This is a genomic window from Comamonas endophytica, assembly GCF_023634805.2.
GTDB classification, from domain to species: domain Bacteria; phylum Pseudomonadota; class Gammaproteobacteria; order Burkholderiales; family Burkholderiaceae_C; genus Comamonas; species Comamonas endophytica.
Map to the genome: position 1 here is coordinate 2,523,229 of NZ_CP106881.1, position 17,140 is coordinate 2,540,368.

A 17,140-nucleotide genomic window follows, 5' to 3' on the forward strand; every position below is an offset into this window, starting at 1 on the left:
CCGGCGTGAACTGGCATCAGGGCGCTTCCAATCAATCCCTGCGCACCGTGTAGATCAGATCGACGGCGCTCTTTTCCCCGGTCTGCCCGCGCAGCGTGAGGCGGCGCGAGAGGTCGTAGAAGATGTAGAGCGTGCCCATCGCGCCCGAGAGGCTCTGCTCGTAGGTGACGTACAGGTTGGTCGACAGACGCTTGCCCAGCGTCAGCGCGGGGCTGTCTTCGCCGGCGGCGTTGCTGCCCGGGCCCTTGAAGCCGATCTCGTCGAGGCCCACGCGGCCGGCGAAGTTTTCGCCCGAGCCGCCGCCGCTGAGCAGGGCCAGCGCGGCCTGCTGCAGGAACGCGGCCTCGGCGCCGCCCTCGGCCGGGTCGCGGCCCATGACCACCCAGGAGAGTTTTTCGGCATCGGGCAGCTCCGGGTCGGAGTACAGGCGCACGCGCGGGTCGCGCGCCGAGCCCGTGACCTGCACGCCGGCGCGCACCGCGATGTTCGGGCGGATGGCGAGGATGTCGAGCGACGGGTTGTCGTAACTGCCGTTGAAGCGCACGATGCCGGTCTCGACATCGAGCGACTGGCCCCAGGCGCGGTAGCGGCCCTGTTCGGTGCGCACCTCACCGGTGATGCGCGGCGGCCCGCCGGGCTGCGCCGGGCCGAGCACGTCGAGCTGGCCGACCAGGCGGGTGGTGATGCCGAAGCCCTGCAGCGCGAAGTCGCGGCCCAGGTCGAGGCTCACGGCGATGTCCGGCGGCTTGGCGGTTTCGGCCTGGGCACGCGTCTGGCGCGCCTTCGCTTCCTGCTCCGCGCGGCGCGAGGCGGCCGAGCGCACGATCACGTCGGAGTCCAGCGTGGGCGCCGAATCCTCGGGCAGCAGGATCGCTGCGCGGTCGGCGGTGAGCCTGCCGCGCAGCGTCCACTGGCCTGCGTCGAGCCGGGCCTGCAGGTTGCCCGACACGCTGAGCTGGCGGTCGGCGCGCACCAGTACCTGCAGCCGGCGCGCTTCGGCGTTGAACTGCATGCGCAGGCCCGAGCCTTCGCCCTGGCCTTGCTTGTCCCACTGGATGGTGCCCTGGCCGACGAGCTCGCCGCCGCCGACGGGAGCCGCAGTGAGGTTGCCGCTGTAGCCCAGGATGCGCGCGCTGCTGCCTTGCCCGCCTTCGAGGCGCAGCGAGGTGATGTCGAGCTGGTTGCCCGAGAACCGGCCGTCGAGGCTGCCGTTGCGCAGGTCCACGCCGTCGAGCAGCGAGGTGATGCCCAGGCGGCGCGCCTGCAGCGTGCCCTGCCAGCGCGGGTCGAGCCGGGTGCCCGAGAGCGTGGCGTCGGCGCTGAAGGTGCCCGAGGCGCGCCAGCCCGGCGGCGCGAACAGCGACCAGATGCCGACATCGGGCATCTGCGCCTTCACGCTGCCGCCCAGCGGCGCGTCTTCGGGCCAGCTCCAGCCCTCGGCGTTCTGCGCCAGGCGCGTGCCCAGCTGCGCCTGGACGTTGCCGGCGCGCCCGCTGGCCCAGTTCAGCTGCGCCGTGACCTCATTGCCGCGCGCCCGCAGGTCCAGCCTGGCCTGCTGGATGCGCGCGAACATGCGGTTGTTCGGCAGCGTCACGGCGCGCGGGCGCACGCCGGCGGCGATGTTGCCGCTGGTGTCCTCCGCGGAGGGGCCGCTGCTGCGCACGAAAGCTGCGGTGTCCTCGTCGTCGATGGCCAGGCGCAGGTCGCCGTCGGCGCGCTCGAGTGTGGCGTCGGCCTGCAGCTGCGCGCCGGTCGTGTCGATGTTCCAGCTGCCGTTGAGGCGCAGGTCGCCGCTGAGGCCCGAGCGCTCCAGCGGCCCTTCCTTGTTCTGCACCCCCAGCGCATCGGCCCAGGCGATGGGCACGGCCAGCAGCCGGCCCTGGGTCTTGACGGCCCACAGGCCCTGGGGCTGGGAGCGCGCGATGCCGTCTTGCCATTCGATGCGCGACTGGCCCTTGAACGGGGCGGGCGGCGTGATGCTCAACGCGCTGGCGCTAGCCTCGAACTGCGTGCTGCGCACGGCGCCGCCGGGGCTGGTCTGGCGCAGCTGCAGCGGCGACTGCAGCTGCAGCGCCCAGATGCCGGGAAACTCCTTGCCCAGCGCCACGCCGGCCTGCAGCCGCGTGATGCGCGCCTGCCAGTCGGCCGGGGCCGCGCTGCGCGCGCGCGCCAGGCCGGCTTCCAGGGCGGTGCTCAGCTGCACGTTGCGCTCGCCCTGCCGGGCCTGGCCCTGCAGCTCGATCTGCGCCTGCTCGGGCGTGCCCCTGACGTTCAGCAGCAGCCCCTGCACGGCCAGCGCCTCGGCGCCCGGCGCCAGATAGCGCAGATTGGGCACGTCCAGCCTCGCCTGCAGCTGCAGCCCCGTGGGCGCGGTGGGCAGCTGGCCCGCCGCGGCCTGCAGGCGCTGCTGCAGCCCGCCCCAGCCGCCTTGCCACTGCAGCGCCAGCTGGCCCTGGCCTTCGAGGCTGGCGCCGGCCAGCGGGTCGGCCACGCCGGGCAGGCCGCGCAGCCATTGCAGCAGCGCGGGCGCCGAGGCAATGGCCAGATCGGCCTTGCCCGCGCCGCTGGTCCGGCCCAGCTGGCCGTCGATGTCGAGCCTGCCGCCCGGCACCTCGGCCTGGGCGCGCGTGCTCACCAGCAGCGTTTCGGTATCGACTTCGACGCGGCTGCTGCGCACGCGCGCCTGCAGCGCCTGCAGGTCGAGCTCGCTCAGCCGCAGCAGCGGCGCCTGCCAGAGGCCGGTGGCGTTCAGGCGCTCGATGGCGAGTGGCGCGCGCTGGCCCGCGCGGCGCGCGCGGCCGCCGTCGGCCTGCAGCGCGGCGACGAAGCTGACGCTCTGGTCCTCGCGCGTGGTGGCCTCGATGCGGCCCTGCAGCGGCGCCGCGTCCAGCGTGCTGTACAGCGCCGCGGGGTTGAGTCGGGTCACATCGGCGCGGCCCTCGACGGCCTTGGTCGCGGTGGTGAAGCGGCCCTGCAGCGCGACCTGGCCGGTGCCGATCTCGGCGCGCGATTCGCGCACTTCCCATACGCCGCCGGCGAAGCGCACCTGCGCCTGCAGGCGGTCGAGCGGCAGCCGCTGCTTGTCCCAGGGGCCGGATTGCGCATTGCGCAGCTCGGTCTGCAGCGCCCAGGCGCCCTCGGCCTCGGGCCCGGCCTTGAGGTTGCCGGACAGCAGCGTGCGCGGGCCATCAGCCCAGAAGCTGGCGACGTCGAATTGCTCGAAGGTGGCCTCGGCCTGCTCCAGCGGCTGCTCCAGCCAGGGGCGCACCACGGCCGTGGCATGCGCGCTGGGCGCGGGGCCCTCAGTGCCCGCAGGCGCCTGGGCATCGGCGGTGATGTTCAGGCTCGCGGCCTCGGTGGCCAGCGTGCCTTCGATCTTCACCTCGGCATCGACCGCCTGGCTGCGCCCATCGGGCAGCGGAGCTTCCAGATGGCCGGAGAGCTGGGCCTGCAACTGCATGGGCGCTTCGGCCTGCAGCTGCAGCTGGGCGCGGTAGCTGCCATCGGCCCAGTCCAGTCGCGCCACTTCCAGGCGGTGCTGCCGGCCGTCATAGCGGTAGTTGCCTTGCAGCTGCTGGATTTCCGCGCGCGGCGGGCCGCTCCAGACCAGCTGGTCGATCTCGAAGGGCAGCTCGATGCGCACTGGCAGGCGCAGCTGCTGCAGCGGCTCGGTGGGGGTCTTCTCGGGGTCCGGCGTGCTGTGGATCTCCACGCGCTTCGCATGCAGCTTGCCGACCTTCACCTCGCGCTGCAGCAGCGGCTGCAATTGCCAGCCCAGGTCGGCGCTCTCGACCTCGACGCTGAGCGTGGGGCCGCGCCAGCGCAGCCAGCCGATGTGGCCGCCCTCGCGCAGCGTGCCCGAAACGTCGCGCGCTTCCAGCGTCTGGTCCTCGGGCAGCCAGCGCGCCACGCGGGTGATCAGCGAAGCCAGCGAGTCGGCCTGGCCGGCCCACCACCAGGCGCCGCCCAGCGCCAGGGCGATCGCCAGCAGCAGCGCGGCGAACACCCAGGCCAGCGCGCGCCCGGCGCGGCGCCAGGGGCTGCGCGGTGCCCGCGCGGGAGGGGGGGCGGCAGCAGGGGAGGAGGAGGGAGAAGGGGATGCGGTCGGCTCGGCCATGGATCAGAAAGTGAAGCCCAGGCGCAGGTGCAGGCGCAGGCGTTGGGATTGGAGGCCGTAGGCGATATCCGCCTGGACCGGGCCGACGGGGCTGCGCCAGCGGATGCCGGTGCCCACGCCGGCGCGCACGTTCATGGCGTCGAGGTTGTCGGTGACGGTGCCGGCGTCGAGGAACAGCGTGCTTTCCCAGTCGCTGGTATTGCCGCGCACGGTGATGGGGCGCTGCCATTCGATGCTGCCCGCGGCCAGGTAGCGGCCGCCGGTGACCAGGCCGTTCTCGGTGCGCGCGCCAATGGATTGGTAACTGTAGCCGCGCACCGTGGTGTCGCCGCCGGTGAGGAACAGCTGGGTCACGGGGATGGCCACATCGTCGCGCGCGATCACCGCGCCGCCCGCGGCGCGCAGCGCCAGCCGGCTGCGGCGCAGCGTGACCTCGTCGCGCTCGCCGATGCCGATCAGCGAGAGCCAGCGCGCCGAAACGCGGCCGAAGGGCTCGCGCGTGGGCGTCAGCGTCGTGCCCGCGCCGACTTCCCAGGCAAAGCCGTGGCCCGAGGTGGGGTTGGTCGGACTGTCGAAGTAGCGCCCGGTCCAGCCATAGTTGGCGGTGATCGAGGAGCTCGAGGGCAGCTCCTCGCCGCCCTGCTGGCGCGCATAGTCGTACTGCAGGTAGTAGTTGCGGTCGATGCGGTCCTCGCTGCGGCTGCGGCCCGCGCGCAGTTGCAGGCTGTTGGTGTCGAAGTCGCCGGTTTCCTCGCGCTCGGCCTTGGCGCCGGTGAACCAGGCCCAGCCGGTCTGGTCGGGCAGGGCCGTCCAGTTGGTCGACAGCAGCGGGTTCTTCTTGTTGATGTTGGCCTTGGTGACCGCACGCCAGCCGATGAAAGGCAGCCGGTTGTGGATGTGGTCCACGCTCAGGCGCGGGCCGCTGTCGGTGCTCACGCCCACGCCCAGCACCCATTTCTGCAGCTGCGCCTCGCGCACCTGGGCAATGACCGGAGCCGTCACCGCGGTGCTCTCGGGCTGCGCGGCGCTGGTGTCCAGCGTCAGGAACACCGAGTCGTAGTAGCCGCTGCTCGCCAGCCGCTGCTGCGCGTCGAGCATCTCCTGCTGCGAGTATTCGCGGCCCTCGGGCAGGCGTGCGATGCGCGCCGTGCCCTCGGTGTCGTAGCGCTGGCCGCCTTCGATGCGCAGCGCGCCAAAGGTGTAGGCCGGCCCGGGCGCGTAGTTCACGTCGAGCTGCGCCTCCTGGGTATCGGCGTCGATCACCGCCTGGCTGCTGGCGATGGCGGCCGTGGGATAGCGGCGCTGCTGCAGGCTGCGCAGCCCCTGGCTCTTGGCGCCGCCCCAGGCCGATTGCGTGAAGCGCTGCCCGGGCTTGAGCGGCCAGGTGTTCTGGATCAGCGCGCGCTGGGTCGCGCCGCCCGCGTCGTTGGCCGTGGGTCCGGAAAACGTCACCTGGGCCGTGGAGATCTGCGCCGGCGGGCCCGGGTCCACGCGCACGATGACGACGTAGCGCTCCTCGCTGGCCTCGGGCGCCTCCTGGATCTCCAGCGCGATCGTCGGGCTGAAGTAGCCGAGCGTGCCGATCAGGCTGCGGATGTTCTTGTCAGCGGCGCCGAGCAGGCGCGAGAGCTCGCGCCGCTGCAGGTCGGGCTGCTGGCGAAAGCGCTGCAGCTCCATGTGCTTCGTCAGCAGCTCGCGCACGTCGTCGGGCGCCTCCACCTGCAGGGCAAAGCTCGGTGGGCCGGTAACGGAGCTCACGGCCTGGGCATCGCGGGATTTTTCCTTGGACAGCAGGCTGCAGCCGGACAGCAGCAGCGCGGCCGTCAATAAAAACGCCGACCTAATGGCCGGCGCCTGTGTGGGCAAAGACAGGGGCATGTGCCTATTTTGACAGCAGCCGGATAGTGTCCTCCAATCCTTTGAGTGACAAGGGGTACATCCTGTCACTCATCAGCTGCTGGATGATGCCGATGCTCTGGCGGTATTGCCATACGCCCTGCGGCTCCGGGTTGATCCAGGCAAAGCGCGGAAAGGCATGCGTGAGGCGTTGCAGCCACTCGGCGCCGGCCTCCTCGTTCTGGTACTCGACGCTGCCGCCGGGCTGCAGGATCTCGTAGGGGCTCATGGTCGCGTCGCCGACGAAGATCAGCTTGTAGTCCTTGTTGTACTTGCGGATGATGTCCCAGGTATCGAACTTCTCGGCATAGCGGCGGCGGTTGTTCTTCCACATGTAGTCATAGACGCAGTTGTGGAAGTAGTAGAACTCGAGATGCTTGAACTCGCTCTTGACGGCCGAGAACAGCTCCTCGACGCGCTGGATGTGTTCGTCCATGGTGCCGCCCACATCCATCAGCAGCAGCACCTTCACGTGGTTGTGCCGCTCGGGAATCATCCTGATGTCGAGATAGCCGGCATTGGCCGCGGTGCTGCGGATGGTGTCGGGCAGGTCCAGCTCGAGCTCGTTGCCCTGGCGCGCGAACTTGCGCAGCCGGCGCAGCGCGACCTTGATGTTGCGCGTGCCCAGTTCCTGCTGGTCGTCGTAGTCGCGGTAGGCGCGCTGCTCCCAGACCTTGACCGCGCTCTTGTTGCGCCCCGGCCCGCCGATGCGTATGCCCGCGGGGTTGTAGCCGCCATGGCCGAAAGGGCTGGTGCCGCCCGTGCCGATCCACTTGCTGCCGCCCTGGTGGCGTTCCTTCTGCTCCTCCAGGCGCTTCTTGAGCGTCTCCATCAGCTCGTCCCAGCCCATCGCCTCGATCGCCGCCTTCTCCTCGGGGCTGAGCTCGCGCTCGAGCAGCTTGCGCAGCCACTCCTGCGGCAGCTCGCGCGTCAGGTCGGCGACCATCTCCACGCCCTTGAAATAGGCGCTGAAGGCGCGGTCGAACTTGTCGTAGTTCTTCTCGTCCTTGACCAGCACCGTGCGGCTCAGGTGATAGAAGTCGTCCAGGCTCCAGCCGTCCTCGCTCTTCGGGCCCACGACCCCGGCCTGCAGTGCCTCGAGCAGGCTCAGGTATTCCTTGACCGACACCGGCAGCTTGGCCGCGCGCAGCGTGTAGAAGAAATCGATCAGCATGGCTCAGTCTCCGGAGAGGGGCTAGGGGGTCTGCAGGCGCTGGCGCAGGCGCTCGTGCACGGCCGGCCATTCGCTGGCCAGCAGGCTGTACATGACGGTGTCGCGGATGCTGCCGTCGCGGCGCAGCGCATGGCAGCGCAGCACGCCGTCGCGCCGCGCGCCCAGCCGCTCGATCGCCTGCTGGCTCGCCAGGTTGAGGATGTCGGTGCGCCAGCCCACCACGCAGCAGCCCAGCGTGTCGAAGGCGTGCGCCATCAGCAGCAGCTTGGCGGCAGTGTTCACATGGCTGCGCTGCACGCTGCGCGCATACCAGGTGTAGCCGATCTCGACGCGGCGCACCGCCGCAACGATGTCGTGGTAGCTGGTGCAGCCCAGCACGCGGCCGCTGGCGGCGTCCACCACCGCCCAGGGCAGGCGCTCGCCGCGCGACTGCTGCTCCAGCGCCTGCGCCACATAGGCTTGCGTGTCCTCCGGCCGCGGCACCGAGGTCACACGCAGGTTCCACAGCTCGCCGTCCGCTGCGGCCGCGCGCAGGCCCGGCACATGCTCCAGGGTCAGCGGCTCCAGGCGCACGCCATGGCCCTGCAGCACGGCGGGAGTGGCGAATTCGTGGCTCATTCAGCCTCCGGCTTGTCGCGTTCGCTGCGCCAGATGCGCGCGGCCTGCAGCCCGGCGCCGCCGAACAGGCCGATCAGCACGATCGCCGCCAGCGTGGTCGGGCCGTAGCCGGAAGCAAACAGGTCCAGCCCCAGCAGCCGGCCCGCTCCATAGCCGAGCAGCGCGCCCACCAGGAAGCCCAGGGCATCGGACAGGCCCTCGACCAGCATCTTTCGGACATTCGTCATTGCAATTCTTTCTTCAGCGGTTGCGCTGGTTCATGGCGACCAGCTTCTCGAACAGGCTCACATCCTGTTCGTTCTTCAGCAGCGCGCCCACCAGCGGCGGCACGCTGACCTTGTTGTCGGCGCTTTGCAGCGCATCGAGCGGAATGTCCTCGGCCACCAGCAGCTTGAGCCAGTCGATCAGCTCGCTGGTCGAGGGCTTCTTCTTCAGGCCGGGCAGGTTGCGCACGTCGTAGAAGGTCTTCATGGCCGCGCCCAGCAGCTCGCCCTGCAGCGTGGGGAAGTGCACCGCGACGATCTGGCGCATGGTGTCGGCATCGGGGAACTTGATGTAGTGGAAGAAGCAGCGGCGCAGGAACGCGTCGGGCAGCTCCTTTTCATTGTTCGAGGTAATGAAAACCAGCGGCCGGTGCTTTGCGCGGACCATTTCACGGGTTTCATAGCAATAAAACTCCATGCGGTCGATTTCGCGCAGCAAATCGTTGGGAAACTCAATATCCGCTTTATCGATTTCGTCAATCAGCAATGCCACGGGTTGATCGGCAGTAAATGCCTGCCACAGCACGCCCTTAATGATGTAGTTGTGAATGTCCTTGACGCGCTCGTCGCCCAGCTGGCTGTCGCGCAGGCGGCTCACGGCGTCGTATTCATACAGTCCCTGCTGGGCCTTGGTGGTCGACTTGATGTGCCACTGCAACAGCGGCATCCCCAGCGCCTGCGCCACTTCCTCCGCCAGCATGGTCTTGCCGGTGCCGGGCTCCCCCTTGACCAGCAGCGGGCGCTGCAGGGTGGCGGCCGCGTTCACCGCCAGCATCAGATCCTGGGTCGCGACGTAATTTTGTGAACCTTGAAATTTCATGGCGGTATATCAGCGTAAGTATTGATGGGGGTGCCTGGCGGTTGCTGCCTATAATCATTTCGCTCCGCGAGGCTAGGCAGTTGGAACTTCCAAAGGATTGTGCGCGCAAAATGAATCAGAATTTGACCACGATATTTGCCCTGGCTGTTGCCTGCCTGACCGGCACCGTGCACGCCCAGGGCGATGCCAAGGCCGGAGCCGCCAAGGTGGCGATGTGCATCGGCTGCCATGGCATCCCGGGTTACCAGGCCAGCTTTCCCGAAGTGCACAAGGTACCGATGATCTCGGGCCAGGGCGCGCCCTACATGGCGGCGGCGCTCGCCGCCTACCAGAAGGGCGAGCGCAAGCACCCGACCATGCGCAGCATCGCCAACTCGCTGACCGAGCAGGACATCGCCGATGTCTCGGCATTCTATGAACAGCAGTCCCCGGCCGGCGCCGCCAAGCCGGCGCGCGAGCCCAGCGTGCAGGTGGCCGAGCTGCTCAAGCGCGGCGCCTGCATCTCCTGCCATGGCGACAATTTCTCCAAGCCCATCGACCCGAGCTACCCGAAGATCGCGGGCCAGCATGCCGACTATCTCTATGTCGCGCTCAAGTCATACAAGATCACCAACAACCCCCAGCTCGGCCGCAGCAACGGGGTCATGGCCGGCATTGCCCAGCAGTTCAGCAACCAGGAGCTCAAGCAGCTGGCGAACTACATCGGCAGACTGGACGGGGATCTGAAGACGGTGCCGCAGTCGAAATTCAGGTAAGTACCTTTGCCGTTCGGCCTCCGCTTGCCTGGCGGATTCATCCAAGGTTGGGCCAGTCAATGCTTTTGAGAATTGGCCGTTCATGGTTCGACAAGCTCACCACGAACGGTTTGAGCCCGTTCGTCCTGAGCTCACCAGGAATGGTTTAAAACCCGTTCGTCCTGAGCCTGTCGAAGGATGGACGGCCAGACCGAGGATGTGCATCTAGCCTTTGCCATCGTGCAGGCTTCCAACCGCATGCCAACTCAATCCCGCGTCGCCCGTCTCTGCACACAAGCCACATACCCCTCACCATCCGGCGCCCGTCCCGCGCGCTGCGCTTCCCACAGCATCTGCCCCAGGCATTCCATCGCTTCATGGTGCGCATCCAGCAGCGATCCGCGCCGGCGCGTGAGCAGCTCGACGGCCTGGCGGATGCCGCGCGGCTGGTCGATGCTGCACTGCTCGCTGATCGACAGGTGCATCGACAGGTGCAGGAACGGATTGGTCTGGCCCGGCGGGTCGTCGTAATTGCGCGCCACGGCGGCGTCGGCATCGGCGAGGTCGGGAAAATATTCGGGATGCTCGGCGATCCAGAGGCTGGCCAGGGTCTCGATAGCCTCCATGGGTGCATTGGCAAGCATCTTGGCGCGCACCGCGCAGAAAAAGCGCCGGACGTCGGCTTGGGAAGGGTTGAACATGATGGCGCGCAGCGTAGCACGCGTGCTTTCCAGCTGCGCGCACGGGCTTGGTCCGCCCCCTAGAATGGACGGTTTTTGCGCTGGCGCTTCATGGACCTGCAGACCTGGTTGGCCTTCTTTCTTGCCGCATGGATCATCGCGGTGTCCCCGGGCTCGGGCGCCGTCCTGTCGATGAGCCATGGCCTGCGCTACGGGCTGCGCCAGGCCAGCCCGACGATCTGGGGGCTGCAGCTGGGCCTGCTGCTGGTGCTGGTCGTGGCCGGCGTGGGCGTGGGCTCGCTGCTGGCGGCATCAAGCTGGGCGTTCAATATCGTCAAGGTGGTGGGCGCGCTGTATCTGATCTACCTGGGCTGGTCGCAGTGGCGCTCGAGCACCGGCCCCCTGTCCGCGGACAACGTACCCGCTGCCGCGCTCAGCGTGCGCAGCCGGCTGCTGACGGGCTTCCTGACCAACGCCACCAACCCCAAGGGCATCCTCTTCATGGTCGCCGTGCTGCCGCAGTTCATGGCGCCCGGCCGGCCGCTGGCGCCGCAGCTGCTGATCCTCGCGGTGACCATGCTGGCCATCGATGCCACGGTGATGCATGGCTATGCGGCCGGCGCCAGCGCGCTGCGCCGCCTGATGCGCAGCCCGCGCGCGCTGCGCCTGCAGAACCGCGTGTTCGGCGGCCTGCTGATGGCCGTGGGGGCAGGGTTGTTCTTCGTGCAGCGCAGCGTTCCAACCACGTGAGCCGTGCCGGCTTGTCGCCTGCCAGACATCGGCGCGCGGCCGAGCCCACTACAGTGGGCCGCATGCGTACCTTCAGCTCCTACTCCGAAGCGCTGTCCTGCGTGGGCCAGGAAGTGGCGGTGACCGACTGGATCACCATCACCCAGCAGCAGATCCAGCTCTTTGCCGATGCCACCGGCGACCAGCAGTGGATCCATGTCGATGCCGAGCGCGCGGCCTCGGGCCCCTTCGGCACGCCGATCGCGCATGGCTTTCTCACGCTGTCGCTGCTGCCGCAGTTCTTCGACGGCGCATTTGCCTTTGCCGGCGCGCGCCTGGGCGTGAACTATGGCCTGAACCGCGTGCGCTTTCCCGCGCCCGTGCCCGTGGGAAGCCGCCTGCGCGCGCGCATGACGCTGCAGCAGGCCGAGCGCATCGAGCCCGACGGGCTGCAGATGGCCTGGGCCGTGACCATCGAACGCGAAGGCAGCGAGCGGCCGGTCTGCGTCGCCGAATCCCTTATTCAAAGTTACGGCGCGCCCCATTGACTCCAGCGACCTAATCGGTTTTTGCGCCGCTGAAGCCCAGTTGGCGCCACGCCTCGAAGACGCTGACCGCCACAGCGTTCGACAGATTGAGGCTGCGCTGCCCGGGCAGCATCGGCAGGCGCAGGCGCTGGCCCGGGGGGAAGCTCTCGCGCAGCGCCACCGGCAGGCCGCGGGTTTCCGAGCCGAAGATCAGCCAGTCGCCAGCCTCGAACTTGGTGGCATGCAGCGGGCTGCTGGCGTGGGACGTCATGGCGAACATGCGGTCCGGGTCGGGCTGCTCGTCGCGCAGGAAAGCGGTCCAGCCCGCATGCCGCTTGACTTCGGTGTATTCGTGATAGTCCAGGCCCGCGCGGCGCATCAGGCGGTCCTCCATGGAAAAGCCCAGCGGCTCCACCAGGTGCAGCGTGCACCCGGTGTTGGCGGCAAGCCGGATGACGTTGCCCGTATTCGGAGGGATTTCAGGCTCTACCAGAACGATATGGAACATGTCGCTATTGTCGGGGCGCACGCGGCGTGCGCGCAACCACAATGGCACAAATATGACGCGCGCCCGCATGGCGCAGCGCCTGCGCGGCGGCGTCCAGCGTCGCGCCGGTGGTCATGATGTCGTCGACCAGCACCACGCGCCGGCCCGCGATGCCGCCCACGCGCTCGGGCGGCACCTTGAACACACCGCGCAGGTTGTGCAGGCGCTCGCTGCGCGTCAGCCGGCTTTGCGCCGGCGTGTCGCGTGTGCGCAGCAGCAACCCGCGCGCGCAGGGGGGCGACTGTGGCAGACGCGCCAGCGCCTGGGCCAGCAGCGCCGCCTGGTTGAAGCCGCGTTCGCGCAGGCGTTCGCGCGACAGCGGCACCGGCACGATCAGCGCGGCCGAGGCCAGCGCGGACAGCGCGCCCGGGCAGCGCGCCAGCAGTTGCGCCAGGGCCCGCGCGGCGCCCGGATCGGAATGGAACTTCAATTGCGTGAGCAGCGTCGACCAGGGATAGCCATAATCCACCGCGGCCCAGGCCGCGTCGAAAGCCGGCGGCGTGCGCAGGCAGGCGCCGCATTCGGGCGCGCCGCCCGCCAGCGGCAGCGCGCAGCGCCGGCAGCGCGGCTGCGTGCCGGCCCAGCGCGCCAGGCAGTCGCCGCACACGCGCTGCATGGGCCAGCGCCCGCAGATGCCGCATTCGCTGGGCAGCGCCTGGCACAGCCGGGCCCAGCCTTGCAGCAGCCAGGGAGCGGGGCGCAAAAACATGGCCAGCACTATAGGTCGGGCGCCGCGCGCGCGGCGCGTTTTCTCGCGCTGTGGCCCAATGGCGGCAGGGGCATGCCGCCCCGCGCAATATTCCGTTCGTCGTCCGCCCTGGTTGTCCGTATGCCCGATCTGCTTCCTCCCACCATCGATCCCGTTGCCGCCGAACGCTGGCGCCAGGCCGCGCCGCCGCTGTCGCCCTGGCTGCACGAGGAGATCGCGCGGCGCATGGAGCAGCGGCTGGAGTGGATCGTGCAGGCGCCCAAGCGCTGGTGCCACTGGGAGCCGGTGCGCGGCGGGCTGCAGGCCCACGGGCTGCTGGCCGCGCGCTATCCCCAGGCCGGCGTGCAGGTGCATGAAGGCGTGGCGCGGCGCGCGGCCGTGGCGCGCGAGCAGCTGGGCCAGCGCTGGTGGCAGCCGGCGCGCTGGCTGGGCGGCGCGGCGCAGTTCGGCCCGCCGCAGCCCGGCAGCGTCGACATGCTCTGGGCCAACATGGCGCTGCATACCGCGGCCGATCCGCAGCAGCTGATCGGCCAGTGGCACCAGGCGCTGGCCGTCGACGGCTATGTGATGTTCTCGTGCCTCGGGCCCGACACCCTGCGCGAGCTGCACGCGCTCTATGCCGAGCTCGGCTGGCCCGTGCCCGGGCATGCGTTCACCGACATGCACGACTGGGGCGACATGCTGGTGCAGGCCGGGTTCTCCGAGCCGGTCATGGACATGGAGCACATCACGCTGACCTTTGCCACGCCCGAGCGCCTGCTGCAGGAACTGCGCGAGCTCGGCTGCAACCTGCATCCGGCGCGCTTTCCAGCCCTGCGCGGGCGCCAGTGGCGCCGCCAGCTCGAGGAGGCGTTGCGGCAGCGCCTGGCATCGCCCGCGCACGGAGGTCAGTTGGCGCTGACTTTCGAGATCGTCTACGGCCATGCCTACAAGCCCGCCCCGCGGCTGCGCGTGAGCGAGAGCAGCGCGGTCTCGCTGCAAGACATGCGCACGATGCTCAAGGGTGGGCGCAACCCGGGTTTGCGCTAGTCCGAATCGCGTTTTCCGCCCATCGCTTTGGCCGCTGGCCGACATACAATTTTTGCTATGGCACATAAGCGTGGGTCCCGCGCGCGCAACTTGCGCGCGGGTCCGCGCCAAAGCACTTTCCCTGCGGTCCTCACTTCAAGGCAGGGAAGGACCCTCGGCGTTGCCGCCACGATGGGAGAAGAAAATTGGTGTTTCGCTTTGCCACGGGATCGGGCCAGCGGGTCGCTGGGCGACCGGCCCGCGCATGCAATGGTTATCGTCTGAAACGGTGCACTCCCGTTGCCGCCTCGGCAGCGCGGTGGCGGCGCGACCGGTCTTTTTTGGCACCGGCCTGCAGCGTGCCGTATTTCCCTTTTCTGAACGCCTGCCTTCCTGGCCGGGCTGGCGCTGCGCGCGGCACGCGCCCATTGGACAACCAGAGGCTTAGATCCAAGTGAGAAACATGAAAAGCATTTCCTCCAGGCTGAAGGCATTCGTGGCGATGGCGGGCAGCGGCATGGCGGCCGCGGTCCATGCGGTCCAGGATCTGCCGGGCGGGCCGGCCGTGAACCAGCTCAACCTGCCCCTGGGCGTCACGCGCATCGCGCAGGAGCAGCACTTCCTGCACTGGATGATGCTGGTCATCTGCACGCTGATCTTCGTCGGCGTGTTCGGGGTCATGTTCTATTCGATCTGGAAGCACCGCAAGTCGCGCGGCGCCAAGGCCGCGAACTTCCACGAGTCGGTCACCATCGAAGTCGCCTGGACCGTGGTGCCCTTCCTGATCGTCATCGCCATCGCGCTGCCGGCCACCAAGGTGCTGGTGGCGCAGAAGGACACCACCAACGCCGACCTGACCATCAAGGTCACGGGCTACCAGTGGAAATGGGGCTACGACTACCTCAACGGCGAGGGCGAGGGCCTGGGTTTCATCTCCACGCTCGACAGCAGCCACCGCGCGATGTCCGACAGCGGCAACGTGACCAATGCCCCGGCCGACTACCTGTTCAAGGTCGACCAGCCGATGGTCGTGCCGGTCGGCAAGAAGGTGCGCGTCATCACTACCGCCAACGACGTGATCCACTCCTTCATGGTGCCGGCCTTCGGCATCAAGCAAGATGCCATTCCGGGCTTCGTGCGCGACACCTGGTTCCGTGCCGAGAAGGCCGGCGACTACTACGGCCAGTGCGCCGAGCTGTGCGGCAAGGAGCATGCGTACATGCCGATCCACGTGAAGGTGGTCGAGCCCGAGCAATACACGCAGTGGGTCGATGAACAGCGCAAGGCGGCTGCCGCCAAGCTCGACGATCCTGCCAAGGTCTGGGAGCTCGCGCCGCTGCAGGCGCGCGGCGAGAAGGTGTACGCAGCCAATTGCGCGGCCTGCCATCAGGCCAACGGCAAGGGCGCCGGGCCCATCAAGCCGCTCGACGGCTCGGCCGTGGTGCTCAACACCGATCACACGCCGCAGATCCAGATCCTGCTGCACGGCGCGGCCAACGGCGCGATGCCCTCGTGGAAGCAGCTGAGCGACACCGACCTCGCCGCCGTCGCCACCTTCACCAAGAACGCCTGGTCGAACCAGACCGGCCAGCTGGTGCAGCCTTCCGAAATCGTCGCCGAGCGCGGCAAGTGAGCCGGCCCCAACGTACCGAGGAACCGAAGATGAGCGCAGTTATCGACAATCACGGGCCGGTGGCGGGACATCCGGACCACGCGGGCCACGACGGGCATCACGACCACCACCATGCGCTGCCCACCGGCTGGCGCCGCTGGCTCTACGCCACCAACCACAAGGACATCGGCACGCTCTATCTGCTGTTTGCCTTCACCATGCTGATGGTGGGGGGCATGCTGGCGCTGCTGATCCGCGCCGAGCTGTTCCAGCCCGGCCTGCAGCTGGTGAACCCCGAACTGTTCAACCAGCTGACCACGATGCACGGGCTGATCATGGTGTTCGGCGCGATCATGCCGGCCTTCGTCGGCTTCGCGAACTGGATGATCCCGCTGCAGATCGGCGCCTCCGACATGGCATTCGCGCGCATGAACAACTTCAGCTTCTGGCTGATGGTGCCGGCCGGCGCGATGCTGATCGGCTCCTTCTTCATGCCCGGCGGCGCGCCCGCGGCCGGCTGGACGCTGTATGCGCCGCTGACGCTGCAGATGGGCCCGTCCATGGACACCAGCATCTTCGCCATGCACGTGCTCGGCGCCTCGTCCATCATGGGCGCGATCAACATCATCGTCACCATCCTCAACATGCGCGCGCCCGGCATGACGCTGATGAAGATGCCGATGTTCGCCTGGACCTGGCTGATCACCGCCTACCTGCTGATCGCCGTCATGCCGGTGCTTGCCGGCGCGATCACCATGACGCTGACGGACCGCCACTTCGGCACCAGCTTCTTCAACCCCGCGGGCGGCGGCGACCCGGTCATGTACCAGCACATCTTCTGGTTCTTCGGCCATCCCGAGGTCTATATCATGATCCTGCCGGCCTTCGGCATCATCAGCCAGATCGTGCCGGCCTTCGCGCGCAAGCGGCTGTTCGGCTATGCGTCGATGGTCTATGCCACCGCTTCCATCGCCATCCTGTCGTTCATCGTCTGGGCGCATCACATGTTCACCACCGGCATGCCGGTCACGGGCCAGCTGTTCTTCATGTATGCGACCATGCTGATCTCGGTGCCCACGGCGGTGAAGGTGTTCAACTGGACGGCCACCATGTGGCGCGGCTCGATGACCTTCGAGACCCCGATGCTGTTTGCCGTGGGCTTCATCTTCGTATTCACGATGGGCGGCTTCACCGGCCTGATCCTGGCCATGGCGCCGATCGACATCCAGCTGCAGGACACCTATTACGTCGTGGCCCACTTCCACTACGTGCTGGTCGCGGGCTCGCTGTTCTCGATGTTTGCCGCCTACTACTACTGGTCGCCGAAGTGGACCGGTGTCATGTATTCCGAAACCCGCGGCCGCATCCATTTCTGGGGCTCGCTGATCACCTTCAACATCACCTTCTTCCCGATGCACTTCCTGGGCCTGGCCGGCATGCCGCGCCGCTACGCCGACTACCCGATGCAGTTTGCCGACTTCAACATGGTGGCCTCGATCGGCGCCTTCGGCTTCGGCCTGATGCAGGTGTATTTCTTCCTCTTCGTGGTGGTGCCCGCGATGCGCGGCCAGGGCGTGCCCGCGCCGCAGCGCCCCTGGGAAGCGGCCGAGGGGCTGGAGTGGGAGGTGCCTTCGCCGGCGCCCTTCCATACCTTCGAGACCCCGCCCAAGCTCGACTCCACGGCCACCCGCGTGGTTGGCTGAGAA

Annotated in this window: 15 protein-coding genes; 6 read left to right on the forward strand and 9 right to left on the reverse strand. The window is 68.5% G+C overall.

The window, feature by feature from the left end; genetic code table 11:
• Positions 1 to 31: 31 nt before the first annotated feature.
• From M9799_RS11390 to M9799_RS11415, 6 genes are read right to left on the reverse strand one after another with little or no spacing between them, the layout of a single operon-like run.
• On the reverse strand, positions 32 to 4,117 hold the full coding sequence (locus tag M9799_RS11390; RefSeq protein ID WP_231041792.1) for a translocation/assembly module TamB domain-containing protein: 4,086 nt from the start codon (positions 4,115 to 4,117) through the stop codon (positions 32 to 34).
• A 3-nt stretch (positions 4,118 to 4,120) separates the two neighbouring features.
• The gene (locus tag M9799_RS11395; protein ID WP_231041793.1) at positions 4,121 to 5,995 is read right to left on the reverse strand and encodes an autotransporter assembly complex protein TamA; all 1,875 of its coding nucleotides are present in this window, start codon (positions 5,993 to 5,995) and stop codon (positions 4,121 to 4,123) included.
• A gap of 4 nt (positions 5,996 to 5,999) precedes the next feature.
• Positions 6,000 to 7,187, reverse strand: coding sequence for a vWA domain-containing protein (locus tag M9799_RS11400; protein WP_231041794.1), 1,188 nt, complete (start codon positions 7,185 to 7,187; stop codon positions 6,000 to 6,002).
• Positions 7,188 to 7,208: 21 nt separating this feature from the next.
• Complete coding sequence (locus M9799_RS11405) at positions 7,209 to 7,805, reverse strand: GNAT family N-acetyltransferase (RefSeq protein ID WP_231041795.1); 597 nt, start codon at positions 7,803 to 7,805, stop codon at positions 7,209 to 7,211.
• Entirely contained in the window at positions 7,802 to 8,032 is a 231-nt protein-coding gene (locus M9799_RS11410) for a hypothetical protein (protein WP_231041796.1), read from the reverse strand. The genes M9799_RS11405 and M9799_RS11410 overlap by 4 nt, the downstream gene beginning before the upstream one ends.
• 13 nt (positions 8,033 to 8,045) lie before the next feature.
• The gene (locus M9799_RS11415) at positions 8,046 to 8,888 is read right to left on the reverse strand and encodes an AAA family ATPase (RefSeq protein WP_231041797.1); all 843 of its coding nucleotides are present in this window, start codon (positions 8,886 to 8,888) and stop codon (positions 8,046 to 8,048) included.
• 110 nt (positions 8,889 to 8,998) lie between these two features.
• Here M9799_RS11415 and M9799_RS11420 point away from each other — a divergent pair, with 110 nt between their 5' ends.
• Positions 8,999 to 9,643 carry a c-type cytochrome gene (locus M9799_RS11420; protein ID WP_231041798.1) on the forward strand — a complete coding sequence of 215 codons (645 nt, stop codon included), beginning with the start codon at positions 8,999 to 9,001 and terminating at the stop codon, positions 9,641 to 9,643.
• A gap of 245 nt (positions 9,644 to 9,888) precedes the next feature.
• On the opposite strand, the gene M9799_RS11425 is transcribed toward M9799_RS11420, so the two are convergent.
• Positions 9,889 to 10,323, reverse strand: a complete 435-nt coding sequence (locus M9799_RS11425) for a DUF1841 family protein (RefSeq protein ID WP_231041799.1) — start codon at positions 10,321 to 10,323, stop codon at positions 9,889 to 9,891.
• A 90-nt stretch (positions 10,324 to 10,413) separates the two neighbouring features.
• On the opposite strand from M9799_RS11425, the gene M9799_RS11430 reads away from it, so the two are divergent.
• Both M9799_RS11430 and M9799_RS11435 read left to right on the forward strand, forming a co-directional pair.
• Positions 10,414 to 11,052 (forward strand): LysE family transporter, encoded by a 639-nt coding sequence (locus tag M9799_RS11430; RefSeq protein WP_231041800.1) that lies wholly within the window; start codon positions 10,414 to 10,416, stop codon positions 11,050 to 11,052.
• 62 nt (positions 11,053 to 11,114) lie between these two features.
• On the forward strand, positions 11,115 to 11,579 hold the full coding sequence (locus M9799_RS11435) for a MaoC family dehydratase (protein WP_231041801.1): 465 nt from the start codon (positions 11,115 to 11,117) through the stop codon (positions 11,577 to 11,579).
• A 10-nt stretch (positions 11,580 to 11,589) separates the two neighbouring features.
• Here M9799_RS11435 and M9799_RS11440 read toward each other — a convergent pair whose 3' ends face one another.
• Both M9799_RS11440 and M9799_RS11445 read right to left on the reverse strand, forming a co-directional pair.
• Complete coding sequence (locus M9799_RS11440) at positions 11,590 to 12,066, reverse strand: tRNA (cytidine(34)-2'-O)-methyltransferase (RefSeq protein WP_231041802.1); 477 nt, start codon at positions 12,064 to 12,066, stop codon at positions 11,590 to 11,592.
• Between the two features lie 4 nt (positions 12,067 to 12,070).
• Positions 12,071 to 12,814, reverse strand: a complete 744-nt coding sequence (locus M9799_RS11445; protein WP_231041803.1) for a ComF family protein — start codon at positions 12,812 to 12,814, stop codon at positions 12,071 to 12,073.
• A 120-nt stretch (positions 12,815 to 12,934) separates the two neighbouring features.
• On the opposite strand from M9799_RS11445, the gene M9799_RS11450 reads away from it, so the two are divergent.
• The 3 genes from M9799_RS11450 to ctaD all read left to right on the forward strand — a co-directional run bounded on the left by M9799_RS11450 (position 12,935) and on the right by ctaD (position 17,137).
• On the forward strand, positions 12,935 to 13,843 hold the full coding sequence (locus tag M9799_RS11450) for a class I SAM-dependent methyltransferase (protein ID WP_231041804.1): 909 nt from the start codon (positions 12,935 to 12,937) through the stop codon (positions 13,841 to 13,843).
• Positions 13,844 to 14,285: 442 nt separating this feature from the next.
• The gene (gene coxB, locus M9799_RS11455) at positions 14,286 to 15,455 is read left to right on the forward strand and encodes a cytochrome c oxidase subunit II (RefSeq protein WP_231041805.1); all 1,170 of its coding nucleotides are present in this window, start codon (positions 14,286 to 14,288) and stop codon (positions 15,453 to 15,455) included.
• A 29-nt stretch (positions 15,456 to 15,484) separates the two neighbouring features.
• Positions 15,485 to 17,137, forward strand: coding sequence for a cytochrome c oxidase subunit I (ctaD, locus tag M9799_RS11460; protein WP_231041806.1), 1,653 nt, complete (start codon positions 15,485 to 15,487; stop codon positions 17,135 to 17,137).
• The last annotated feature ends 3 nt before the right edge of the window (positions 17,138 to 17,140 follow it).